General features: G+C 32.8%; 29 protein-coding genes, 1 tRNA gene and 1 pseudogene. 28 read left to right on the top strand and 3 right to left on the bottom strand.

The window, feature by feature from the left end; translation table 11 throughout:
- Window positions 1-101: 101 nt before the first annotated feature.
- From Q0800_RS09670 to dusB, 4 genes are all read left to right on the top strand, one after another.
- Complete coding sequence (locus tag Q0800_RS09670; protein ID WP_299129193.1) at window positions 102-2,501, top strand: outer membrane beta-barrel family protein; 2,400 nt, start codon at window positions 102-104, stop codon at window positions 2,499-2,501.
- An 83-nt stretch (window positions 2,502-2,584) separates the two neighbouring features.
- Window positions 2,585-3,172, top strand: coding sequence for a hypothetical protein (locus tag Q0800_RS09665; RefSeq protein ID WP_299129192.1), 588 nt, complete (start codon window positions 2,585-2,587; stop codon window positions 3,170-3,172).
- Between the two features lies 1 nt (window position 3,173).
- The gene (locus Q0800_RS09660) at window positions 3,174-3,554 is read left to right on the top strand and encodes a DUF4345 domain-containing protein (protein WP_299129190.1); all 381 of its coding nucleotides are present in this window, start codon (window positions 3,174-3,176) and stop codon (window positions 3,552-3,554) included.
- A gap of 36 nt (window positions 3,555-3,590) precedes the next feature.
- On the top strand, window positions 3,591-4,583 hold the full coding sequence (dusB, locus tag Q0800_RS09655) for a tRNA dihydrouridine synthase DusB (protein ID WP_299129188.1): 993 nt from the start codon (window positions 3,591-3,593) through the stop codon (window positions 4,581-4,583).
- Here the strand turns inward: dusB and Q0800_RS09650 are convergent.
- Both Q0800_RS09650 and rbfA read right to left on the bottom strand, forming a co-directional pair.
- The gene (locus Q0800_RS09650; protein WP_299129187.1) at window positions 4,580-5,782 is read right to left on the bottom strand and encodes an FtsX-like permease family protein; all 1,203 of its coding nucleotides are present in this window, start codon (window positions 5,780-5,782) and stop codon (window positions 4,580-4,582) included. The genes dusB and Q0800_RS09650 overlap by 4 nt on opposite strands.
- On the bottom strand, window positions 5,783-6,175 hold the full coding sequence (rbfA, locus tag Q0800_RS09645; RefSeq protein ID WP_299129185.1) for a 30S ribosome-binding factor RbfA: 393 nt from the start codon (window positions 6,173-6,175) through the stop codon (window positions 5,783-5,785).
- Window positions 6,176-6,300: 125 nt separating this feature from the next.
- Between rbfA and mce the strand changes: the two genes are divergently transcribed.
- From mce to Q0800_RS09585, 12 genes are all read left to right on the top strand, one after another.
- Window positions 6,301-6,714, top strand: a complete 414-nt coding sequence (gene mce, locus Q0800_RS09640) for a methylmalonyl-CoA epimerase (RefSeq protein WP_299129183.1) — start codon at window positions 6,301-6,303, stop codon at window positions 6,712-6,714.
- A gap of 76 nt (window positions 6,715-6,790) precedes the next feature.
- Window positions 6,791-6,864: transfer RNA gene (locus Q0800_RS09635), tRNA-Ile, on the top strand.
- A 243-nt stretch (window positions 6,865-7,107) separates the two neighbouring features.
- Window positions 7,108-8,295, top strand: a complete 1,188-nt coding sequence (gene glp, locus Q0800_RS09630) for a gephyrin-like molybdotransferase Glp (protein ID WP_299129181.1) — start codon at window positions 7,108-7,110, stop codon at window positions 8,293-8,295.
- The gene (locus tag Q0800_RS09625) at window positions 8,286-8,615 is read left to right on the top strand and encodes a LysR family transcriptional regulator (RefSeq protein WP_299129179.1); all 330 of its coding nucleotides are present in this window, start codon (window positions 8,286-8,288) and stop codon (window positions 8,613-8,615) included. The genes glp and Q0800_RS09625 overlap by 10 nt, the downstream gene beginning before the upstream one ends.
- Complete coding sequence (locus Q0800_RS09620; RefSeq protein ID WP_299129177.1) at window positions 8,612-8,737, top strand: hypothetical protein; 126 nt, start codon at window positions 8,612-8,614, stop codon at window positions 8,735-8,737. The genes Q0800_RS09625 and Q0800_RS09620 overlap by 4 nt, the downstream gene beginning before the upstream one ends.
- A complete protein-coding gene (locus tag Q0800_RS09615; protein ID WP_299129175.1) occupies window positions 8,737-9,318 on the top strand; it encodes a molybdenum cofactor guanylyltransferase in 582 nt (193 codons plus the stop codon). Before Q0800_RS09620 ends, Q0800_RS09615 begins: the two co-directional genes overlap by 1 nt.
- Window positions 9,319-9,452: 134 nt before the next feature.
- Complete coding sequence (locus Q0800_RS09610; protein ID WP_299129173.1) at window positions 9,453-9,689, top strand: MoaD/ThiS family protein; 237 nt, start codon at window positions 9,453-9,455, stop codon at window positions 9,687-9,689.
- A 2-nt stretch (window positions 9,690-9,691) separates the two neighbouring features.
- Window positions 9,692-10,744 carry a HesA/MoeB/ThiF family protein gene (locus tag Q0800_RS09605; RefSeq protein ID WP_299129172.1) on the top strand — a complete coding sequence of 351 codons (1,053 nt, stop codon included), beginning with the start codon at window positions 9,692-9,694 and terminating at the stop codon, window positions 10,742-10,744.
- Complete coding sequence (locus Q0800_RS09600) at window positions 10,725-11,153, top strand: molybdenum cofactor biosynthesis protein MoaE (RefSeq protein WP_299129171.1); 429 nt, start codon at window positions 10,725-10,727, stop codon at window positions 11,151-11,153. Before Q0800_RS09605 ends, Q0800_RS09600 begins: the two co-directional genes overlap by 20 nt.
- A gap of 3 nt (window positions 11,154-11,156) precedes the next feature.
- On the top strand, window positions 11,157-12,062 hold the full coding sequence (gene moaCB / locus Q0800_RS09595) for a bifunctional molybdenum cofactor biosynthesis protein MoaC/MoaB (RefSeq protein ID WP_299129170.1): 906 nt from the start codon (window positions 11,157-11,159) through the stop codon (window positions 12,060-12,062).
- Window position 12,063: 1 nt separating this feature from the next.
- Window positions 12,064-13,071: a GTP 3',8-cyclase MoaA gene (gene moaA, locus Q0800_RS09590; protein WP_299129168.1), complete on the top strand. Its 1,008-nt coding sequence runs from the start codon at window positions 12,064-12,066 to the stop codon at window positions 13,069-13,071.
- 427 nt (window positions 13,072-13,498) lie between these two features.
- Window positions 13,499-13,702 (top strand): PID-CTERM protein-sorting domain-containing protein, encoded by a 204-nt coding sequence (locus Q0800_RS09585; protein WP_299129166.1) that lies wholly within the window; start codon window positions 13,499-13,501, stop codon window positions 13,700-13,702.
- On the opposite strand, the gene Q0800_RS09580 is transcribed toward Q0800_RS09585, so the two are convergent.
- Entirely contained in the window at window positions 13,699-14,289 is a 591-nt protein-coding gene (locus Q0800_RS09580; RefSeq protein WP_299129164.1) for a riboflavin synthase, read from the bottom strand. The genes Q0800_RS09585 and Q0800_RS09580 overlap by 4 nt on opposite strands.
- A 99-nt stretch (window positions 14,290-14,388) precedes the next feature.
- Here Q0800_RS09580 and pdxA point away from each other — a divergent pair, with 99 nt between their 5' ends.
- From pdxA to Q0800_RS09520, 12 genes and pseudogenes are all read left to right on the top strand, one after another.
- Window positions 14,389-15,429 carry a 4-hydroxythreonine-4-phosphate dehydrogenase PdxA gene (gene pdxA, locus Q0800_RS09575; protein WP_299129162.1) on the top strand — a complete coding sequence of 347 codons (1,041 nt, stop codon included), beginning with the start codon at window positions 14,389-14,391 and terminating at the stop codon, window positions 15,427-15,429.
- A 79-nt stretch (window positions 15,430-15,508) separates the two neighbouring features.
- Window positions 15,509-16,048, top strand: a complete 540-nt coding sequence (locus Q0800_RS09570) for a DUF177 domain-containing protein (RefSeq protein WP_299129160.1) — start codon at window positions 15,509-15,511, stop codon at window positions 16,046-16,048.
- A gap of 8 nt (window positions 16,049-16,056) precedes the next feature.
- Window positions 16,057-16,260 carry a 50S ribosomal protein L32 gene (gene rpmF, locus Q0800_RS09565; RefSeq protein WP_299129158.1) on the top strand — a complete coding sequence of 68 codons (204 nt, stop codon included), beginning with the start codon at window positions 16,057-16,059 and terminating at the stop codon, window positions 16,258-16,260.
- A 179-nt stretch (window positions 16,261-16,439) separates the two neighbouring features.
- Complete coding sequence (locus Q0800_RS09560) at window positions 16,440-17,438, top strand: beta-ketoacyl-ACP synthase III (protein WP_299129156.1); 999 nt, start codon at window positions 16,440-16,442, stop codon at window positions 17,436-17,438.
- A 30-nt stretch (window positions 17,439-17,468) separates the two neighbouring features.
- Entirely contained in the window at window positions 17,469-17,951 is a 483-nt protein-coding gene (gene accB, locus Q0800_RS09555) for an acetyl-CoA carboxylase biotin carboxyl carrier protein (protein ID WP_299129154.1), read from the top strand.
- Window positions 17,952-18,046: 95 nt separating this feature from the next.
- Window positions 18,047-19,396, top strand: coding sequence for an acetyl-CoA carboxylase biotin carboxylase subunit (gene accC / locus Q0800_RS09550; RefSeq protein WP_299129153.1), 1,350 nt, complete (start codon window positions 18,047-18,049; stop codon window positions 19,394-19,396).
- A gap of 150 nt (window positions 19,397-19,546) precedes the next feature.
- Window positions 19,547-20,656, top strand: coding sequence for an FAD-dependent oxidoreductase (locus Q0800_RS09545; protein ID WP_299129151.1), 1,110 nt, complete (start codon window positions 19,547-19,549; stop codon window positions 20,654-20,656).
- Window positions 20,656-21,105 (top strand): 3-oxoacyl-ACP synthase, encoded by a 450-nt coding sequence (locus tag Q0800_RS09540; RefSeq protein ID WP_299129150.1) that lies wholly within the window; start codon window positions 20,656-20,658, stop codon window positions 21,103-21,105. Before Q0800_RS09545 ends, Q0800_RS09540 begins: the two co-directional genes overlap by 1 nt.
- Before the next feature lie 62 nt (window positions 21,106-21,167).
- Window positions 21,168-21,683 (top strand): YceI family protein, encoded by a 516-nt coding sequence (locus Q0800_RS09535; RefSeq protein ID WP_299129149.1) that lies wholly within the window; start codon window positions 21,168-21,170, stop codon window positions 21,681-21,683.
- A complete protein-coding gene (locus Q0800_RS09530) occupies window positions 21,680-22,810 on the top strand; it encodes an NAD(P)/FAD-dependent oxidoreductase (protein ID WP_299129147.1) in 1,131 nt (376 codons plus the stop codon). Before Q0800_RS09535 ends, Q0800_RS09530 begins: the two co-directional genes overlap by 4 nt.
- The gene (locus Q0800_RS09525) at window positions 22,810-23,523 is read left to right on the top strand and encodes a methyltransferase domain-containing protein (protein ID WP_299129146.1); all 714 of its coding nucleotides are present in this window, start codon (window positions 22,810-22,812) and stop codon (window positions 23,521-23,523) included. The genes Q0800_RS09530 and Q0800_RS09525 overlap by 1 nt, the downstream gene beginning before the upstream one ends.
- A gap of 111 nt (window positions 23,524-23,634) precedes the next feature.
- A pseudogene (locus Q0800_RS09520) lies at window positions 23,635-24,181 on the top strand (type III polyketide synthase); the annotation flags it as partial.

The raw sequence follows: 24,181 nt of genomic DNA, 5'->3' as shown, positions 1-24,181 counted from the left end.
TTTTAAACTATGAGGATCTATTAATTACAAGGGTACAAATTGCGGAAAAACCGTAAATTTAAATAGAAAACAATTTATATATTGCAACTTTATCCAAGTTAATGAATATTATCCTACGTTTTTACTTTAGCGCATTTATGATTACGCTATCATTAACTGTGTTTGCTCAAGAATTTTCTATTACAGGAAAAATTTTTGATCAACAAAGTAATGCTATTGAGCTTGCCAATGTGGTGCTTTTAAAAGGGGATCAGTTTTTTGCAGGAACATCAACTGATGGCGACGGCTTCTTTAAGCTTATTAATTTATCTGAAGCAACCTATACTCTAAAAATAAGCTATATAGGATTTGAGGCTTTTGAACAACAGTTAGTTCTTACAGGAGCATTAGATTTAAAAACGATTCAACTTAAAGAAATACCTGAAAGCTTAAACGAAGTTGTAGTTGTTGCAAAAAAGCCAACAATAACGCGCAAACCAGACCGTTTAATTTTTAATGTTGAAAACACAGCTCTTGTTGAAGGATCTACACTTGGTGTTTTAAAAAGTACGCCAGGTGTTATTGTGACCGAAGGAAGTATAAATATAAAAAGTGCGCCAGCGGCAGTTTATATTAATAACAGAAAAGTACAATTAACAGCTGAAGAGTTAATGCAACTTCTAGAGAGTTCACCAGCCAATAGCATAAAATCTGTTGAGGTCATTACAAACCCACCTGCAAGTTACGATGCAGACAGTGGTTCAGTCATTAATATTATTATGAGTAAAAATTTGGTGACTGGCTATAGAGGGAGTGTATTTAAAAATTACACGCAAGGGGTATTTCCCAGATATAATGCTGGGACAAGCCATTATTTTAAGAATAATAAAATTAATCTTAATGTTAATTATAGTTACACCAACCAAAAAATTAATCGAGACCAGGATGATTCTATAGATTTTTTAAACAATTTGGGTACAATAAATGAAGTTTGGGAGTCTACGACCAATAGAAATACTTGGTCCGAAACTCATAATCTTAACTTAAATTTTGATTATTATTTTAATGACAGAAATACTTTAAGCCTCTCGAGTACAGGGTTGTATCTGCCTTATTTTAAATATCAAATTAGAAATATTACTAATATTTTTGATAGTAATGGAAATTTTGATTCGAGTTTTACAGCAGATAATCTCTCAAGGGACAATAAATACAATATTGGTACAGACTTAATCTTTAAGCACGATTTTAAAAATGAAGCGAGTCTTACGCTTAATGGTCATTTTACGATTTACGATTTTGAGCGCGACCAGAACGTTTTTCAAGATGAAGATATAGATACCGAAGATTCAAGGTTTAATACATTAGCCAACCAGGATACTAAAATAATAACAGGGACAGTAGATTATAATTTACCGATTGAAGAGGGTTCTACTTTTGAAGCAGGCACAAAAATCTCTAATGTAAACACAAATAGTAATATTACAAGAGTAAATATTATAAATGAGCAAGAGGTTTTAGATGCAGAAAATACAGATGCCTTTCAGTATAGAGAAAGCATACTAGCGGCCTACGCTAATTATACTAAATCTTGGGATAATTGGGACTTAAGTATTGGGATTAGAGGCGAACAAACTAATATTGAAGGCACCTCGCTAACTTTAAACGAAACCAATAGCCAAGACTATCTTAATTGGTTTCCTAATGCAAGTGTATTGTATAACACGTCTGACAACATCAGTATTTACGCAAGTTATAAGCGCAGTATTACAAGACCTAGTTATACAGATTTAAATCCTTTCACCTTTTTTCTTAACGAAAACACGCAAGTATTGGGTAATCCTAATTTAGTACCATCATATAGAGATCATTACAAGTTTGGAGTTAGTTTTTTAAAGTATTTTACTATTGAGGCTTATTATATGAATTATGATGGTGATATTGTAGAGTTGCCTCGCCAAGACAACGAAACTAATATCATTGCCTACACACCAACAAATTTGGATAAAAAAGTAGATTACGGTTTTGATTTTGCGTTTGATTATTATTTAACTAATAACTGGAGTCTTTACGTTGTAACTTCTTTTTATAATATTTCTGAATCTTCTAATTTTGGTGAAGGTTTTGTTCAACAGCAGCAGTGGTCTAATTATAGTATTTTACAGAACAATTTATCCTTATTAAAAGATAAAAGCCTTAATATAGGTTTGGCTATATACTGGATTGGAAAAAACCTTCAACAATTTCAAACAATCGAAGATCGACTTATTACAGAACTTAGTGTATCTAAATCAGTGTTTAATAATAAGGGTATTATATCACTAGCTGTAGAAGACTTTTTTAATCTGCACGATTACAAGTCCTCTCTACGATATTTAGACCAATCGAGCCGAAATTTTACAGATCTTGACAATAGATTTGTAAGGCTTGGCTTTCGTTATAAATTTGGTAATACTAAGCTTAATAAAAACGAAAGATCTACTAGCGAGGAAGGAAGAGATCGAATTAAAGATTTAGACTAATTAAACCTCTAATTCTGAAAAAAATAGTAACCTATCCATTTAAAACAGTACATTTATACTAACTTATATTATCACTTCAAAAAATGAAAAAAATAGTTAAGCTTTTTTGTTTATTCTCATTATTAACAGCATTTTCTTGTGAAAACGAACCGCTAGATGATGGTATAGAGACAGGTGCTATTAATACTGAAGGGTTGATAGGCGCATGGGATTTAGTAGAATTTAGCTCTAGTCTTAGTACATCGACAAATTTTGAAGGACAAATAATAGCGTCTGAAGTTGAGATAGAAAGTACAACAGTAGATTATGTTGTAAATTTTACAGCCAGTAGTTTCATAGCGAACGGAAGCTATAGTTATGTAACAGATATCGTTGCTAATGGTGTAGAAATCTCAGGTGAGGCTTATAATTTAGAAAATGTAAGTGGGAGTGGCAATTATTCTACAAATGGAAATGAGATCACTATTGATGGTTCCTTTTTTGAATTTGAATTTGAAGGTATGGCAGATACTGCTGCTTTTGAAGGAGAGCAAATCTTAACCTTTCAAATATCTGAAGACGGACAGAACCTTACCTTTATACAAAATGAAGTAACCACAGAGACAGACCCAACAACACAAACTGAGATTACCATAAATAATAACTCTATATCAGTTTGGACAAAGCTTTAGTATGACCCTAAAACGAGGCATAATAATCACTAAGATACATTTAGTAATATCGTTGATAGTGGTTGTTCCTGTCGCTTTTATTTATGGGTTTAATCCGAGTTCTCAATTTAATATCTACTTAGGTACCGTAGACGAGCATAATTTTTTTAAGGCAATTATGGGCTTGTATCTTGGGTTTTCCTTGCTCTGGCTCATCGGCATTTTAAATAAAAACTACCTAAGATTAGCATTGGTTTCTAATTTCATTTTTATGTTTGGTTTAGCCAGCGGAAGATTACTAAGTTTACTAACAGACGGTATCCCTTCTTATGCCTACATTTATGGTACAATAGGCGAGCTTGTGTTAGGTTTTTATGGACTTTGGATTCTTAAGCGTAAATAGTACAAAAAGCAGTAATTTTGCTTCAAAATATTTAGATTGGTTAGAATAGATAACATAGAACTTGGAGAATTTCCATTGCTTTTAGCACCAATGGAGGATGTTAGCGACCCTCCATTTAGGGCCTTATGCAAAGAACAAGGTGCGGATGTTGTGTATACAGAGTTTGTATCTAGTGAAGGATTAATTCGCAATGCAGCTAAAAGCGTAATGAAGCTAGATATATACGAAAAAGAACGCCCAGTTGGTATTCAGATTTTTGGCGCTAACATGGATAGTATGTTACAAACCATTGATATTGTAGAACGCTCTAAACCAGATATTATAGACATTAACTTTGGGTGCCCTGTAAAAAAAGTAGTCTCCAAAGGTGCAGGTGCAGGTATTCTAAAAGATGTCTGTTTAATGGAAAAACTAACTGCCGAAATGGTAAAACGCACCAACTTACCAGTCACTGTAAAAACACGTTTAGGTTGGGATCATGATTCTATAAAAATTGTTGAGGTTGCGGAGCGCCTACAAGATGTCGGTATAAAATCTATTGCTATCCATGGTAGAACGAGAGCACAAATGTATAAAGGCAATGCCGATTGGAAACCTATTGCAGATGTAAAAAACAACCCAAGGATGCATATTCCTGTTTTTGGAAATGGAGATGTAAACACACCAGAGCGTGCAGCCGAAATGAGAGATAGTTATGGTTTAGATGGTGCCATGATTGGCAGAGCTTCCATTGGCAATCCGTGGTTTTTTAAACAAGTAAAACACTATTTTAAAACCGGAGAACATTTAGCACCAATCTCAATGCCAGATCGCGTTGAAGCAGCTCGCAGACACCTACAAATGTCTATTGATTGGAAAGGAGAAAAACTTGGTGTTTTTGAAACGCGCAGACATTATACCAATTACTTTAAAGGAATTCCAAACTTTAAGGAATACAGAATGAAAATGGTAACCAGCGACGACTCAAAAGATGTATTTGCAGCATTTGATGAGGTATTAGAAAAGTTTGCAGATCATCAATTTTCTTAAGATTGAATCAGTCTTTTTGTAATGCGTTGAGATGCAATACGAGACGCAACAATTCCTAAGGCAAAAATGGTAACTAAAACCAGTATTATATTAGCAACGTTTAGTTTAACAGGGTAAGGCAGTTCTGGCGCTAGTAGTACCAACTCAAAAGATTGTTGTACAATCACAATTAAAATTCCGATACAAACGCCAATGAGTCCGCTAACTACAGTCATTAAATTACCTTGCCAAAAAAATATAGATTTAATAGTTTTAGGCTCAGCACCAAGACTAAATAAGGTGCTTAAAGATTTCTTTTTATCTAATATCATCATAATGATAGCTCCGATAACGTTGAACAAGGCTATGATTATAACTAAAGTAAAGATGAGATAAATAGCTAAATTCTCAGTATTTAACATTTTAAATAAAACGTCATTAAGTTGCTCTCGGTTTTTAATATTAAATTTATTAGGAAATAAGGATGTTATGGATTTTCTAACGTCTGTTTCGGTTGCGTTATCGTTTAATTTTAGTTCAATAGAACTCACTTGGTTGTGCTCATAGTTTAGTAACTGCCGAGCTAAAGATATATCAGAAAACACATATTCTTTATTTAAGTCTTCATTAATATTAAATAAACCTACGTTATTAACATAAGCTGCGTTGTAAGCACTACGAATCGATGTTATTTGTCCTTTTCCTGGTTTGGCAACATAGAGCGAAAGCGGCTTTAAGTAATCTAAAATACCAAAAGAAAGCGTATTAGAAATGTCCCAGCCAGAAACGACTTCGTTACTGTTTAAACGAAACCATTCGCCTTTAGTAACCATTGCATCTATACTAGTTACGTCCAAATAGTTAGAATCTACGCCTTTTAAAGTAGCTAGTAGATTTTTAGTTTCAGATTTTATAATAATACGTTCTTCAATGATGTTTGAAAATGAAGAAATACCATCGATATTTTGTAACTTATCAGTCTCAATTTTAGAGAAAATAAATGATTTACCTTCAGCAGGGAGCAGTTTCAAATCTGGATCTACAAACGAGGAGAACTCTAAGCTAAAGTCCTTTAAGCCAGAAAAAACAGATAATACAATTAGTAATGCTGCAGAAGCAATTATAACACCTACAGAAGCAATCACAGTCATTATATTAATGGCATTATTACTGCTTTTTGAAAATAAATAGCGCTTCGCAATATGTAAAGGAAAATTCATTTAAGATTTTTTTCGCTTACCTAATAAGTTTGGATCCTTTAGAGGATTCACATCTCCTTTTAAAGATTGCTCTATACGGTCAATATATTCTAGAGAATCGTCAATAAAAAATTCAAGTTGTGGCATTCGTCTTAATTGGTGACGCGTACGCTGAGACAACTCATGTCTAATTAATGGAGTATTAGATCGTATTCCCTCAAGTAAATCAGACGCTTCTTTATTCGGGAAAATACTTAAGTAGATTTTAGCAATAGACAAATCTACAGTTACAGATACTTTAGAAACAGATATTATAACGCCTTTTAAACCGCCAGAGGAAGCTGCATTCTGTAAAACCTCTGCTAAATCTTTTTGTAAAATCCCACCTATTTTCTTTTGTCTATTACTTTCCATAGCACAAAAGTAGAGGATATTTGAGTATTATGGTATTTTTGAAGAAGAAAATGGGGCAATAACATATTGTTTCAATGAATATTTAAGTAAGAATTTATAATATACCTGCCTGCGCAGGCATGAATATGAAAAAGATAGAACATATAGGTATAGCGGTAAAAGACATTGAAGCATCTAATGATGTATTTAAAGCGTTATTTGGAAAACAGCACTATAAGATTGAGGATGTTGAAAGCGAAAATGTAAAAACCTCTTTTTTTAAATGTGGCCCTAATAAAATTGAATTACTTCAGGCTACAAGTGACGATAGTCCTATTGCAAAATATATTGAAAAAAAGGGAGAAGGGATTCATCATATTGCCTTTGCTGTAGATGATATTATCTCAGAGATTGAGCGTTTAGAGAAGCAAGGGTTTAGAATGATTCATAAAACACCTAAAAAAGGGGCAGATAACAAATTAATTGCATTTTTACATCCAAAATCTACAAACGGTGTTTTGGTTGAGTTATGCCAAGATATAAAGGATGAATTGAATTAATTTTCTTGTAGAGTTTTAAAATATATAGTAATATTGCACTCGCTTTAGAAATAAAGTTGATTGACAATAGTCAATAGGTCCTATAGCTCAGTTGGTTAGAGCACCTGACTCATAATCAGGTGGTCCATGGTTCGAGTCCATGTGGGACCACTAGTAAAATTTTTATAAACCTTGAATACTTTAATAGTATTCAAGGTTTTTTTCTTCTTACGATTATGCTTCAAAGCATTTCACACCCATTGAGCCTATAAATCACCTTAATAAAAAATTGCCTTAAATTACTAATTCAATAACGGCGTCCTTACAGAATTAAAATTTACATAAAAATTTAAGCTTAAATATGCTAGCCCAAAACTAACCGTTATATTTACTTAGATATAACGATAATTTATAATGATTTCGGTTAAAGACGCTTTAGGAATAATAGAAAAAGTTACTGTTAACTTACAATATAAGAATGTAGATTTATCTAATGCATTGGGCTTTGTTTTAGCAAATGATGTTCTTTCTCCAATTGATATGCCACCCTTTAGGCAGTCTGCAATGGATGGTTATGCTTTAAAGTGGAGCGGTAATTCTAAATATAAAAACAAAGGAGAATCAAAGGCTGGTGATTCTGCAAACCTAGAGTTTAAAGAAGGGGAAGCTATTCGGATTTTCACAGGTGCATTAGTACCAGATGTCGCTAACACTGTTGTAATACAAGAGCATGTAGAAAAGGTAGATAATGATATCATTATAAAACAAATGCCTTCTAAATATGCCAATATTCGTAAAAAAGGAGAGCAAATTAAAACGGGTGATATTGCACTTAAAAAAGGAACCTTGCTAAATGCTGCGGCTATAGGTTTTTTAGCTTGTTTAGGAATTTCTAAGGTTAGGGTTTTTAAAAAACCCAAAGTAGGGATTTTAGTTACTGGAAGCGAATTACAGCAAGCAGGTTCTGTATTAAAACAAGGTAAAATTTATGAAAGCAATTCTATAATGCTAAAATCTGCTCTTAAAGCTATTGGTATTAAGGATGCGCAAAGTTACAGTGTAAAAGATGACTATATATCCACCAAAAAGATTATAGAAAGTGCTTTAGAGACCAATGATGTGCTTTTGATTTCTGGAGGGATTTCAGTTGGAGATTACGATTTTGTAAAACAGGCGCTAGAAGATAATAATGTTGACGAGTTGTTTTATAAAATAAATCAAAAACCAGGTAAACCGCTGTGGTTTGGTAAAACCAATAAAACATTTGTTTTTGCACTTCCAGGAAATCCAGCTTCAGCGCTTACATGTTTCTATATCTATGTACAGTCTTTATTAAAAACAATGTGCGGTTATCGTAAAGTTCATTTAGAAAGACTTAAGGCCAAGTGCATAACAGATATAAAAAACGCATCAGCAAAAACACTTTTTCTAAAGGCAACTTTAAATAATAATAATGAAGTAAAAGTGCACCAAGGCCAAAGCTCAGCCATGCTGCATACTTATGCTCTTAGTAATGCTTTGGTTTGTATAGACGAGACTGTTACAGAACTTAAGGCAGGTGATGAGGTAGAATGCTTAAAGTTAGAGATGCTATGGAGATAAAAAGTAGACTTTGGATAGAAAAAGAAGGTAAACCCTTTATAGGTTTTGGACGTATTAAATTACTTAAAGAGGTTGAAAAAACAGCATCCATAAGTGCGGCAGCAAAAACGTTAAAGATGTCTTATAAAAAGGCTTGGAATTTACTAAACGACATGGATAAAATTGCGAAACAACCAGTACTTGTAAAAAATGTAGGCGGAAAAAATGGAGGAGGTACCGAAGTTACTGAGTATGGTAAAACGCTAATCCAAAAATTTGAACGTCTAAACACAAACTGTATTAAATTCTTAGAAGAAGAATTTCACCAACTAGACCTATGAGTATAAAGCGTCCAGAAATAGAGTTATTTTTTTCTTTTATGCTGTTGGATTTAGCATATACAGGACTAAGTGTAGTAAATGGGCAGTATAAGTTATCATTTAATATTTACGGTGTTATATAATGAATAAAATAAATAACATATCGGTTTATATTTTATGCGGTGGGAAAAACATTAGAATGCAAAAGGAAAAGGGTTTAGTTCTTTATAAAAGTCAACCATTTATACAGCATATTATTAATGCGATAAAACCTATATCTAAAAAGATTTTCTTAGTTACAGATAATAATTTGTACCAAAAATTTGGTTATCCTTTAGTAAACGATGAATACAAAGACAAAGGGCCAGTTGGAGGGATTTATTCGGCATTGAAGCATAGCAATACACATTACAATATAATTTTAAGTTGCGATATACCAAATATTACAACTTCAATTTTGAACACTTATTTGTCGAAAGAAATTTACCAAAAAGAAATCACTTTTTTAAAAGATGAGCAATATGAATATCCTTTAATAGGTGTTTATTCTAAACACCTAGTTTCAAAATTTGAAGAAGCCATAAATACTAATATTTTACGACTTTTAAGGTTGATAAAATGTATGGATTATAAAACAATTGAAATAGAAGTAAACGATAAAGTTTATGTGAAAAATATTAATACAAGGCAGGAACTAGAATTGCTAAAATATGAAATGTTATGAGTGAGGCAAAAGACCAAAAGTTATATTAGTAGGCACTGGCCCTGGCAATCCTGAATTAATGACTTTAATTGTTAAAACCTAAACCTAATCCCATAAGAGAAAGAAACACAAATTAAGTAGCAAAAAGAAATAACATGGCAATACTAAAATATTATGGAGCTATAGCAGAGGCAACAAATTGCTTTGAAGAACAAATCTCAGTAACAAACCTCAATGTAGCTGATTGTGTAGCGCTTTTAAATAAGAAGTACAACCTTAATCAGATTCAAGTGCATGTTGCCTTAAATAAGAATCTTGTTGAAATAGATAGTGCAATAAAATTAAAAGATAGTGATGAAATAGCACTTTTACCGCCATTTGCAGGAGGATGATTATGGAACGTTTTAAGAGACAAATACAATTACCTCAAGTTGGAGATTCTGGTCAACTAAAACTTAAAAACGCAAAAGTTTTGGTTGTTGGTGCAGGTGGTCTTGGTTGTGCTATTTTGCCTTATTTAGTAGCGTCTGGTATTGAAAATATTGGGATAATTGATGGAGACACTATAGAAGAAAGCAACCTACATCGTCAAATTTTATATAGCGAAGATACCGTAAACCTCAAAAAAGTGTTTGCAGCAAAGACACAATTAGAGCGGTTAAATACAACGGTTAAAATTAAAATATATGATGAGTTTTTATCAGTAAGCAATGCACTTCAGCTTTTTAAGTGTTATAACCTTATCGTCGATGCTACAGATATTTTAAAAACAAGATACCTCATTAACGATGCCTCTGTTATTACAAATAAACCTTTTGTTTATGGTTCTGTTTATAGATTTGAGGGGCAAGTATCTGTATTTAATTATAAAAACGGACCAACCTATAGATGTTTATTTAAAGACAAAAACCAGACCGTTACCAATTGTGAGGATTCTGGAGTTTTAGGAACAACAGTAGGTTTTATAGGCATGCTTCAGGCTAATGAAGTTATAAAAATAATACTAGGTATCGGAGAGGTACTTTCAGGAAAGTTATTAATGTATAATACGCTAAACAATACGCAAAACTGTATTAATTTTAAAAAGAAAACGACCATTAAAATTGACGAGCACTTTTTTAATTTAACTCATAGTAACGAAGGGATTATAGATGTTTGTATCAGTGAGGTATTATCTAAGCAAACCATATTAGTTGATGTTAGAGAATTTGGTGAAACACCAAAAATTGAATTGCCCAATACTATTCAAATTTCAATGTCAAACTTAGAAAAGGAGCTTAACAATTTAGAAAAAGATAAAAACTATGCCATTTTCTGTCAGAGCGGAAAGCGAAGTATAAAAGCAATTCAAATATTAAAGCAGCATCAGTTCAAAAATGTAAATAACATTAAAGGTGGTGCGCTAACAATTCAAAACTATATTAAGAATGAAAAATGTATTTATTAAAGGGCCAATTACCCCAGAATTTATAAGTAATTCTATAGCAAAGCATCAAACAAAAAAGGAAATTGGCGCTCATAATATATTTTTAGGCCAAGTAAGAGCTGATGTAATTAAGAATAAGAAAGTCGCTGCCATAAACTTTACCGCTTATGAAGACATGGCGAATGAGGTATTAGAAAATATTAGAGAAAAAGCCTTTAAAACCTTTAATTTAACATGCATGCATGTCTATCATAGTTTAGGTGAGATAAAAACAGGTGAAATTTGCTTTTTTTTATTTGTATCAGCCAAGCATAGCAAGGAGGTATATGCTGCCACAGAGTACCTTGTTAATATTGTAAAGAAAAAAGTACCACTATTTGGAAAGGAGATTTTTGAAGACCAAACGCATCAGTGGAAAGTAAATAACTAAAAAATGGTAGATATTACACATAAAATAAAAACATTACGCACAGCCATTGCAGAAGCCACTGTAAAGGTCAGTAAGCAAGAAACCATTGATGCCTTACAAAATAATAAAGTGCCAAAAGGAAATGTTTATGAAATGGCAAAAACAGCAGGCCTATTTGCCGTAAAAACTACGCATAATGTAATACCAGATTGTCATCCTCTACCCATAGAGTTTACAGCTATAGATTATAAAGTAGAAGGGCTTGTGGTTAAAATACACCTTACCATAAAAACTATATATAAAACTGGTGTTGAAGTAGAAGCGATGCATGGAGCATCGGTAGTAGCGTTGACCATGTACGATATGCTTAAACCTATTGACAAGAAAATAGAAATAGGAACTATTAAATTAATAGAAAAGCATGGAGGTAAAAGTAGTTTTAATACCAAACACAGATCTCAGTTAATTGCAAATGTTATTGTGTGCTCTGATTCTATTTCCGAAGGAAAAAAAGAAGATAAGGCAGGAAAAGTTATTATTGAAAAATTAAAGGCAAATAACGTAGAAATAGCAAACTATGATGTAATACCAGATGAGATTGAAGCCATACGAGAAAAGGCAATGGTATATTCTGAAACATCTAATTTGGTCATTTTTACAGGTGGAACAGGGCTTTCATATGGAGATGTTACCCCAGAAGCCTTAGAGCCTATTTTAGAACGACGTATTCCTGGCGCAGAAGAAGCGATAAGAAGTTATGGACAAGATAGAATGCCTTACGCTATGTTATCTCGTAGTGTTGTAGGAACCCTAGGTGATGCTTTAATTATTGCTTTACCAGGATCAACAAAAGGTGCTGAGGAATCTATGGATGCTATTTTTCCTCATATCATTCATGTATTTAAAGTTTTAAAAGGACTACAACATTAGTATGGATACAGACGCTAGTATATTAAAAGATAAATTTGGACGAAATCATAACTACCTCAGGATTTCATTGACAGAACGATGCAATTTACGCTGTACTTATTGCATGCCCGCAGATGGTGTACAGCTGTCTCCAAAACGTAATTTAATGACTGCCGATGAGATTTATGAAATTGCCAAAATATTTGTGGCCAATGGAGTTAATAAAATTAGGCTGACAGGTGGCGAGCCCTTAGTCCGAAAGGATTTTAAAGAAATATTAAAAAAATTATCCACGCTAAATATCAACTTATCAATTACAACTAACGGAGTTTTAGTAGACAGGTATATAGAGACGTTTAAGACCAATGGATTAAAGCATATTAATATTAGCTTAGATACCTTAAATGCTGATAAATTTAAATTTATAACTAGGAGAAATCAATTTAAAAAGGCGTTTGATAGTATAAAATTATTGGTTGATAACCATTTTAAAGTCAAAATCAATGCCGTCCTTATTAAAGGGTTTAACGATAGTGAGATCATTGATTTAATTGAGCTCACTAAAAACCTATCTATAGCCATAAGATTTATAGAGTTTATGCCCTTTAATGGAAATAAATGGGATAGATCAAAATTAGTGACTCAAAAAGAGATCTTAGAAACGGTTGGTGATTATTATGGCAGCAATCAATTTTTAAAATTAGAAAATGAAGAAAATTTTACATCTAAAAATTATAAGGTTTTAAATTATAAGGGTGAATTTGGTATAATCAGTTCTGTCAGTAATCCGTTTTGCGATTCTTGTAATAGAATACGTTTAACGGCTAACGGAAAACTTAAGAATTGTTTATTTTCTAATAATGAAACCGATATTTTAAGTGTGTTAAGGAGTAATTTACAGATTGAGCCAGCGATTAAAGAAGCTATTAATATAAAACACGCTGTAAGAGCTGGTATGGATAGTTTTAAAAAACTAAACAACCCAAAATTTCATTCTCAAAACAGAAGCATGCTGACCATTGGAGGATAGAATTCGCTAAAAATTAATGAAGTTTAAGCTCAAAATTTTTCATTTCAAAGTTAGATTTTTGTGCATACAAAGCGAGCAACAATAATCCTTGGAAAGGGTTTCAAAAGGAGTTTTTGGTGCAATATTTTATATAATGGTGGTAATTTTCGGTCCAAACAGATACGGATACAGACATAGGGTTTATAAGAATTCTTTCAATAGCTAGGTCTTTATTTATAGCAAAAACGTTTAAATTCAAAGGACTTTAAAATGATGTTAAATGAAAATTCTTTGTTATAATGTCTAAGAAACAGTTGCCCGTGTTTTTTCAAATTTGAACACATTTTAAGTATTTAATCGATAAAATTTACCGTTAAAAGACGTTTTTTGTTGATTTTTGTTTTGAGAACTCGCTTTTTTTTTTACATTTACACTCATAAGAAATTTCATGAAAACTAAAAATATATTAGCCTCAGTTTTATTTTTGTTCATGGGTATTGTGTGTATCGCTCAAGTTACTACACCACCACCACCAACTCCTCCGCCACCTCCCGGCTTACCTATAGATAGCGGAATTGTAGTACTATTTTTAGTAGCATTATCTTATGGTGTTTATAAAACTTACAAATTTACAAAACGTAATTTAGCTTAGCCTTTAAGACTGTAAAGGCGTTTTACATATTTTCCAATAACATCAAATTCTAGGTTTACGGTATCTCCTATTTTAAGAATTTTAAACGTGGTATTATTATACGTATAAGGAATAATTGCTACCGAAAAACTATTCTGTTTAGAGTTAACGACCGTTAAACTTACTCCGTTAATTGTAATAGATCCTTTCTCAATAGTTACATTATTTAAATTAAAATCGTATTCAAAAGTATAAGACCAGCTTCCATTTTCTTCAGTAACACCAATACATTTAGCCGTTTGGTCCACGTGCCCTTGTACAATATGTCCATCTAAACGGTCACCAAGCTTCATGGCGCGCTCAATATTTACAATATCATTCTTCTTAAGAAATTGTAGATTGGTTTTATTTAAAGTTTCTTTAATAGCAGTGACGGTATAGCTATCGTTTTTAATATCAACCACAGTTAAACACACGCCATTATGCGCAACGCTTTGGTCAATTTTTAATTCTTTTGTAATATTAGTATGCATGGTGATATGAATATTACCTCCATCGCCAATAATTTGCTCAACTTTACCTAAACATTCTATAATACCTGTAAACATCTTGTTTATTTAATTTAAATTAGATTTGTAGTTGCAAAGTTAATGACATAATTATTGCTTTATTTTAAATTAAATAAAAAAGTTAAGTTGCTCTAAAAAATGAATAATAAAGAACAAGTAATTGTAGGAATATCCATAGGTGATCTTAACGGAATAGGTCCAGAGATAGTTATTAAATGCTATGAAGATCCGAGAATTTTAGAATTGCATACTCCAGTAATTTTTGCCTCTGCAAAAACAATGCAGTTTTTTAAAAATCACTTTAAAAGTAAAATACAGTTTTTTAACATAGATAATGTAGATAAATTGGCATTTGGTAAAGTAAACGTTGTCAATGTATGGAATGAGCCTGTTAAAATAGAGTTTGGTAAACAGAATAAAGAGATAGGTAAATATGCTATTAAGTCCTTAGAAGCCGCTACAAGTGCTTTAAAGGATGGTAAAATAGACGTTTTAGTAACAGCACCTATAAATAAAAGCAATATTCAATCCAATACGTTCAACTTCCCAGGGCATACGGACTATTTATCAAAAGTTTTGGGCGGAAAAAGTTTAATGTTTATGGTATCAGATACTTTAAGAATAGGACTCTTAACAGACCACGTGCCAATAAAAGAAGCTTCTAATTACATCAATGAAGCGCTGATAAGAGAAAAAATCTCTGTTGTTATAAACTCGTTAAAACAAGATTTTGGAATAAGCAAACCTAAAGTCGCTGTTTTAGCAATAAACCCACATGCTGGAGATAATGGCGTTATAGGTAGCGAAGACGATACTATTTTAAGACCAACACTTAAAAATATTAAATCCGAAGGTCATTTAGTACTTGGACCGTATTCTGCAGATAGTTTTTTTGGTTCAAGTAATTATAAAAATTTTGATGCTATTATAGCGTCGTATCACGACCAAGGTTTAATTCCATTTAAGACAATTGCTTTTGGAAATGGTGTAAATTTCACAGCAGGATTGGATAGAGTGAGAACCTCACCAGATCATGGTACAGCTTATGAAATCGCAGGTTTAGGAAAAGCTGATGAAACATCTTTTAAGCAAGCCGTATTTACTGGAATTAAAATTTTTAGAAATAGAAAGCAGCATAAATTCTACTCAAAGGAACCTTTAAAGAAAGCGACAAAATAGATATTAACAAATTTTGTTAATATCTAAGGGTTTAATAAGTAAAAATTTATATATTTGCACGCTCAAAATGAGTGTGGTAATGAAGGAATTTAAAGCGTACACAATTCAATTTGTTGGATTAAAGCAAGGGGATCACCACTATGATTTTGAGATAGGAAATACGTTCTTTAATAATTTTGAATACAATGAGTTTAATGATGTTAATGTAAAAATTAACTTAAAGCTTATAAAAAAAACAACCTTATTAGAATTTTATTTTTCTGCTCAAGGCACTATAAATGTCAATTGTGATATTACAAATGAACCTTTTAATCAATCTATTTCAGATGATTTTAATTTGGTTGTAAAATTTGGTACAGAATACAACGATGATAATGAGGAAATTTTAATTTTACCTCACGGTGAATATGAGCTTAATGTGGCTCAGTATATTTATGAGTTGATTATTTTAGCAGTTCCTATAAAACGGGTTCATCCTGGCATTGAAAATGGAACATTAAAATCAGACATACTCTCAAAATTAGAAGAGTTAAGCCCTATAAAGAACAAAGACGCAAAAACAAATGAGGATATTGATCCTCGTTGGAATAATTTAAAAAAACTATTAACGGATAAATAACATTTAAAATGGCACATCCTAAACGTAAAATATCTAGAACAAGAAGAGATAAAAGAAGAACACATTACAAAGCTTCAGTACCTCAAATAGCAACTTGCCCTACAACAGGTGAGCCTCATTTATATCACAGAGCACATTGGCATGAAGGTAAATTATATTACAGAGGTCAAATTCTTATAGACAATTCTGTAGAAGAAGAGAATATTGCATAATATACTATGCACGCATACAATTAAACGCTCACTTGTGAGCGTTTTTTTTGTTATAATTTCAGCAATAGAGCAAAAACCACTTAATTTGTAAGCATATTTGCCAAAAAACATCAAAATGTGATTAAAAATCATGTTTTTTTGTCATTTTTCAATACATTTAATTAATCTTAAATCTAAAAATGAGTAAAATAACAGCGGCAATTACAGCTGTAGGAGGCTACCTACCAGACTTTGTTTTAACAAATAAAGTACTAGAGACTATGGTAGATACTAATGATGAGTGGATTACAACACGTACAGGTATAAAAGAGCGCAGAATTTTAAAAGAAGAAGGAAAAGGCACCTCTTTTTTAGCTATAAAAGCAGCTGAAGATTTAATTCAAAAATCAGGTGTAGATCCAAAGAAAATAGATCTAGTAATTGTATGCACAGCAACACCAGATATGAAAGCTGCCGCAACAGCATCTTATACAGCAACTAAAATTGGTGCTACAAACGCATTTTCTTACGATTTAGAAGCGGCATGTTCTAGTTTTCTTTTTGGAATGTCCACTGCAGCAGCATATATAGAATCTGGCAGATATAAAAAGATACTTTTAATAGGAGCAGACAAAAACTCATCTTTCATTAATTATAAAGACAGAGCGACATGTATCATCTTTGGTGATGGAGCAGGTGCGGTTTTATTTGAGCCAAATACAGAAGGTCTAGGTTTACAAGACGAATTATTAAGAAGCAATGGTGAAGGAAGAGACTTTTTACAAGCAACGTATGGAGGCTCTTCATATCCATTAACGCAAGAGGCTTTTGATGAAGGAAAACACTTTATATTCCAAGATGGAAAAACAGTGTTTAAAAATGCCGTATTTAATATGGCCGATGTAGCAGAACGCATCTTAAAACAAAACAACTTATCTAACGAAGATATCACTTGGTTAGCAGCACACCAAGCAAATAAACGTATTATTGATGCTACTGCCAAAAGAATCAACTTAGAACAAAACAAGGTAATGATAAACATAGAGAAGTATGGTAACACCACCTCTGCAACCTTACCATTACTATTATATGATTATGAATCACAGCTAAAAAAAGGCGATAACATTATTTTCGCTGCCTTTGGAGGTGGCTTTACTTGGGGCTCAATTTATTTTAAATGGGCTTACAACTCTAACTAATAACTAACGAAAAAAATAATATCAAAAACTATGGATTTAAAAGAAATTCAGAACTTAATAAAGTTTGTGGCCAAATCTGGTGCAAGTGAAGTTAAGTTAGAAATGGATGATGTTAAAATAACCATCAGAACAGGTTCAGATAATGAAACTACAATAGTGCAACAAGTACCTATGGCTTCTGCACCAGTAGTTCAACAAGCAGCACCAGTAGCACCGGTAGCTTCAGCACCTGAGGCTTCAACTCCTGCTGCATCTCAAAATGATGATTCTAAATACATAACAATAAAATCTCCTATCATAGGAACATTTTATCGTAAGCCATCACCAGACAAACCCGTTTTTGTTGAGGTAGGAACTTCAATTAAAGAAGGTGATGTACTTTGTGTCATAGAGGCTATGAAGTTATTTAATGAGATAGAATCTGAGGTTTCGGGTAAGATTGTAAAGGTATTGGTAGATGATTCCTCTCCGGTAGAGTTTGATCAACCTCTTTTCTTAGTTGATCCATCATAATATAAATCTCTCCCGAAGTTTCGGGATCAATTCCTAAATCCCAAAAATCAATATTTTGGAATTTGGTTATTGAACATTGAAAATTTGAAGAATTTATGTTTAAAAAAATACTAATTGCCAATAGAGGTGAAATAGCGCTTCGTGTTATTAGAACCTGCAAAGAAATGGGTATTAAAACAGTTGCGGTTTATTCTACTGCAGATGCAGAAAGTTTACACGTAAAGTTTGCAGACGAAGCCGTATGTATAGGACCCCCTCCAAGTAATGAGTCTTATTTAAAAATATCTAATATAATAGCCGCAGCAGAAATTACTAATGCCGACGGTATACATCCTGGTTATGGATTTTTATCAGAAAACGCTAAGTTTTCTAAAATCTGTGAAGAACATGGTATAAAATTCATTGGAGCATCAGAAGATATGATTGCAAAAATGGGAGATAAAGCCACGGCTAAAGCAACAATGAAAGCAGCTGGTGTGCCTTGTGTACCAGGTAGTGAAGGCATAATTGCTGACTTTGAAGAATGTGAAAAACTAGCTGTAGAAGTTGGTTATCCTGTGATGCTAAAAGCCACCGCTGGTGGTGGTGGAAAAGGAATGCGTGCTGTATGGAAACCAGAAGATTTAAAAGCTGCCTGGGATTCTGCAAGACAAGAATCTAAAGCAGCCTTTGGTAATGACGATATGTATATGGAGAAGCTTATTGAAGAACCACGACATATAGAAATACAAGTTGTAGGTGACTGTAGAGGCAAAGCATGTCATTTGTCTGAGAGGGATTGTTCGGTACAAAGACGCCACCAAAAACTTACAGAAGAAGTGCCTTCACCATTTATGACAGATAAGCTGCGTGAAAAAATGGGTAAAGCCGCAGTAAAAGCGGCTGAATTTATTAAATATGAAGGAGCTGGTACAGTTGAATTTTTGGTAGATAAGCATAGAAACTTCTACTTTATGGAGATGAATACACGGATCCAAGTAGAGCATCCTATTACAGAACAAGTTATAGATTTTGATCTCATCCGAGAGCAAATATTAGTCGCTGCTGGTGTTCCTATTTCTGGTAAAAACTATACTCCTAATTTACACTCAATTGAGTGTAGAATTAATGCAGAAGACCCATTCAACGACTTTAGACCGTCTCCAGGCAGAATTACCACATTACACGCGCCAGGAGGGCATGGAGTACGCTTAGACACACATGTGTACGCTGGCTACAGTATTCCACCCAACTACGATTCTATGATCGCTAAATTAATTACAACTGCACAGACCAGAGAAGAAGCTATAAATAAAATGAAGCGCGCTTTAGATGAATTTGTAATTGAAGGTATAAAAACTACAATTCCTTTTCATAGGCAATTAATGGATCATCCAGATTATTTAGCAGGAAATTACACCACTAAATTTATGGAAGATTTTAAAATGCAAAAAGTAGAAGAATAAAAAATAAAGCTCCGATATTAGGAGCTTTTTTTATAGAATTCATTCAAAATTACTGAGTTGCATAGTAGGACTACGGAAGGAATAAAAGGCAAAAACAGGATTGAAAACGATGATTTTTTAGCAAATTGAAAGAGTTTAAATGAGTTCATAATGAATTTATCGTACTGGGAAATAAAATCATGGTTGTCTAATATAGATTATACCATTATTGGTAGTGGTATTGTTGGACTCAATTGTGCGCTTCGACTAAAAGGAAGATTCCCAAAAGCTAATATTTTAATTCTAGAAAAAGGAATACTGCCACAAGGTGCAAGTACTAAAAATGCAGGTTTTGCTTGTTTTGGTAGTTTAAGTGAACTCATAGATGATTTAAAATATCAAACACAAGATGACGTTTTAAAACTTGTAAAAAAGCGCGTTAACGGACTTAAATTGCTTAGAGAAACACTCGGCGATGTAGCTATTGATTATCAAGGGCTAGGTGGTTATGAGTTATTTAGAGATAAAGACGATTTATTTGAAGAATGTTTAGCCAAAAAAGAAACAATTAACACATTTTTGAAGCCACTTTTTAAGGATGAAGTATATCAAGTCGTCCAAACTAAGTTCCAATTTCAAAATATAAAATCTAGTTATATCTTTAATCAATTTGAAGGGCAAATAGATACCGGAAAAATGATGCAAGCTTTGTTGAGAAAAGCAAGATCGGCAGGCATTAAAATATTGAATAATATTACTGTTGAAACCTTTTCTGAAACTACGGGTTCAGTAAAGGTAAAAACCAATCAGTTAGAATTTACTACTTCAAAATTACTGATTGCTACCAATGGTTTTGCTTCGCAGTTACTCAATGAAGCCGTTAAGCCAGCCAGAGCACAAGTGTTAATAACAAAACCCATTAAGAACCTACACATAAAAGGCACTTTTCATTTAAACAGAGGGTATTATTATTTTAGGAATATCGATAATCGAATCCTACTTGGTGGAGGGCGAAACCTAGATTTTAAGGCTGAAGAAACAATGCAATTCGGTGAGACAGAACAAATTCAAAATAAACTTAAAGAATTATTAAGTTCAACAATTTTGCCCAATACAAATTTTGAAATAGAACAGCGTTGGTCTGGTATTATGGGAGTTGGCCGTCAAAAAAACCCGATTGTTAAACAAGTATCTAACCATGTATTGTGTGGCGTAAGACTTGGAGGCATGGGAGTTGCTATTGGCAGTTTTGTTGGCAAAGAATTAGCAGATTTAATCTAATGAATTTAAAGGAGACACTTTATAATTATTGCCAAGAGATGCTCAATGAACGACTCCAAGTTATTCAAACAGCCATTTCAGATATTCAAAACGCATTACTTTCAGAAACTAAGAGTACTGCTGGAGACAAGCACGAAACAGGCAGGGCAATGTTGCAATTAGAGCGAGAAAAAGCAGGGCAGCAATTAGCAGAAATTCAGAAGCAATTTAAAATCTTAAATAAGATTAATCCTAACCAAGAGCATAATGTGGTTGCTCTTGGAAGCATCGTATATACTACACAAGCCAATTATTTTATAAGTACAAGTTTAGGAGAAATAGAGCTGGTTAAACAAAAATTCTTTGCCATTTCAATGGCATCACCCATTGCTAGGTTATTAGTTGGAAAAACCAAAGACCAATCCTTTTTATTTAGAAATGAGGACATAACAATCACAAAAATTATTTAAAAAGTAGGAATTACTTTATTCGCTTTAAAAACTATCGTAACTTCACAAGTAAAATAAGTGTTGTGATTCGTTTGCTTCAAATTCTAATTATCCTGATTTCTTTTTCAGGAAGTGCTCAAAAGAAGAATTCTATCGATTTTGTTATTAAAAATCTAGGTATTAACGTCGATGGCCATTTTAATACTTTCGAGATAAAAACCGAATTCAACACTGAGGGTGATTTGGTTTCAATTTATGGTATGGTTGACGTTAAATCAATCAAAACAGGGATAGACAGTAGAGATGAACATTTATTAGAAGAAGATTATTTTCATCAAACAAAGTTTAATCACATTATACTTCAAAGTACCGCTATAAAAAAGAGCTCTGAGAATAATTACACGGTATCGGCAAAATTGACAATAAAGGGAAAAACGAAAGACATAAAGATCCCTGTTTTGGTTAAGACATTGAATAATAAAAAGATGATCTCGTCTAACTTTGAGATTAACAGACTGGATTTTAAGGTTGGAGGAAGCAGTTTTGTAATGAGCAAAACCGTAAAAATACAAGTTAAACATTACAGAGATTTACAATGACTCCAAAGGCTGTGGATGTGGTTGTCATTGGAGGAGGTTTGGCAGGTCTGTGCTGTGCCATTCATCTCGCAAAGCATCAATTTACGGTCATTTTGATAGAAAAAAACAAATATCCAAAGCATAAGGTTTGCGGTGAGTATGTATCTAATGAGGTATTACCTTATTTAGAGTATTTAGGTTTTAATCCTTTTGAATGTGGAGCAAAACGTATTTCAAAATTTGAACTAACCACACACAACAATAAAAAGATTGAAGCCAATTTACCACTTGGTGGCTTTGGGATGAGTCGCTACCAAATGGATTTTCAACTTTATAAATTAGCGCTAAGTCTAGGTGTTTTGATTTTACAAGATACCGTTGTAGATACTATATTTCAAAACAATGCGTATCAAATTAAAACAAAATCTAATAAGTCTATTACTTCAAAAATTACTATTGGAGCTTTTGGAAAACGGTCTAATTTAGATGCTAAATTCAATCGCGATTTTATTAAAAAGAAATCACCTTATCTAGGCGTTAAAATTCATGTTTCTGGTAATTTTCCAGAGGATAAAGTAGCACTTCATAATTTTAAAGGTGGCTATTGTGGCGTTTCAAAAGTTGAAAACAACCACATCAATTTATGCTATATTACAAATTATGAAGCGTTTAAAAGACACAAGGATATACAAGCGTTTCAAGATGCAGTAGTTTTTCAAAATTCCGCTTTAAAACACATATTTAAAAACACAAACCTTGTATTTAAAAAGCCTTTAACCATAAGTCAGATTTCATTTGAAACTAAAAACCCAGTAGAGAATCATATGTTAATGTGTGGTGATTCAGCAGGTATGATTCATCCGTTATGTGGCAACGGCATGGGAATGGCCATAAGAAGTGCTAAAATGGCTTCTGAAAGTGTTATAGATTTTTTAAACGGAGTCATCGTTTCTAGAGCTCAATTAGAAAAAACATATACCAAAACTTGGCATAAAACTTTTGGATTTAGATTAAAAGTAGGACATAGTATAGCGTATTTATTTAGGCAAGATTGGTTAGCGCCAAAATTACTCGTATTTTTAAGGGCATTTCCGTTTTTAGTACCCAAAATTATAAAAATGACCCATGGTAAACCCATTAAAATGTAATGCGTTTATTTATTAATACGACATATAGGAGCGATGCTACCGAGATTATGGACGACTTTTCTATGAAGGGGGAGTTGTTACGAGACACACTCGATAAACTTGGAAAAATCAATAAATGGCTGGGAGGAAATAGTGTTACTATAGATGGTGCAAAACAACTTTTAAATAATAAGGACAAAACGAAAACCTATACTATCATTGATCTAGGCTGTGGCCATGGTGACATGTTGAGGTTATTGGCAGATTACGGAAGAAAAAATGAATTTAAATTCAAACTAATAGGCATTGATGCAAATAAAGATGCTATTGATTATGCAAAAGAATTATCGAGTAGTTACCAGGAAATAAGCTATCAAAACTTTGATATTTTTTCTGAAGAATTTAAAAGCTTAGATTTCGATATTGCCCTATCCACATTGTTTTTACACCATTTTAAAGATGATGAAATTAAACCATTATTAAACCAGCTGATAGTAAAAGCCAGAATTGGCATTGTGGTAAATGATTTGCATCGCAGTCGATTGGCCTATGGGTTGTTCAAGTTATTGGGTCTGGTTATTTCTAATGATATGATAGTGAAAGATGGCTTAACATCAATTTTAAGAGCGTTTAAGCGAAAAGATTTAAAAACCTATTCAAATCAATTACAACTTAAATCACAAATCCGTTGGAAATGGGCATTTCGTTTTCAATGGCTAATAAGAATGAAATGAATAGATATGTTATGCTGAGATGTCACACTGAGCTTGTCGAAGTGATGTCGAAGCATTTATTTTAAGTAGGATTATAAATAAAAAGGATTCCTGTTTTTACAGGAAAATAATATGGCTGTAAAAATAACATCAGTTGCAAAGCAACTACCAAAATATACCAGAGAAACTAAAGATATTCTACCTTTTGTAGAACTTTGGCTAGAAGGGCAAGAAGAACGTTTTAAGCGCAAGGTTTTAAAGATTTTCGAAAATGCAGCTGTGGATAAGCGTTACTCTATAATGGATGCAGAAGAGGTGTTTTTAAAAACATCTTTCGAAGAAAAAAATGACATTTACACACGAGAATCCATCAAACTTGCAGAACAAAGTTTAGTAAAAGCCTTAAATAAAGCCAAATTAAAACCAACAGATATCGATTATATTATAACGGTATCATGCACAGGTATTATGATACCGTCTCTAGACGCTTATTTAATAAATAGCCTAAAGATGAAACAAGACATTGTGCGCTTGCCAGTTACCGAAATGGGTTGTGCAGCAGGTGTTTCAGGAATTATATATGCCAAGAATTTTTTAAAGGCTAATCCTAACAAACGTGCAGCAGTTATTGCTGTAGAATCTCCAACGGCAACATTTCAGTTAGAGGATTACTCTATGG

Source organism: uncultured Winogradskyella sp. (assembly GCF_937958655.1).
In the GTDB taxonomy this organism is placed as follows: Bacteria; Bacteroidota; Bacteroidia; order Flavobacteriales; family Flavobacteriaceae; genus Winogradskyella.
This window is presented reverse-complemented; position numbering and strand designations above follow the sequence as displayed.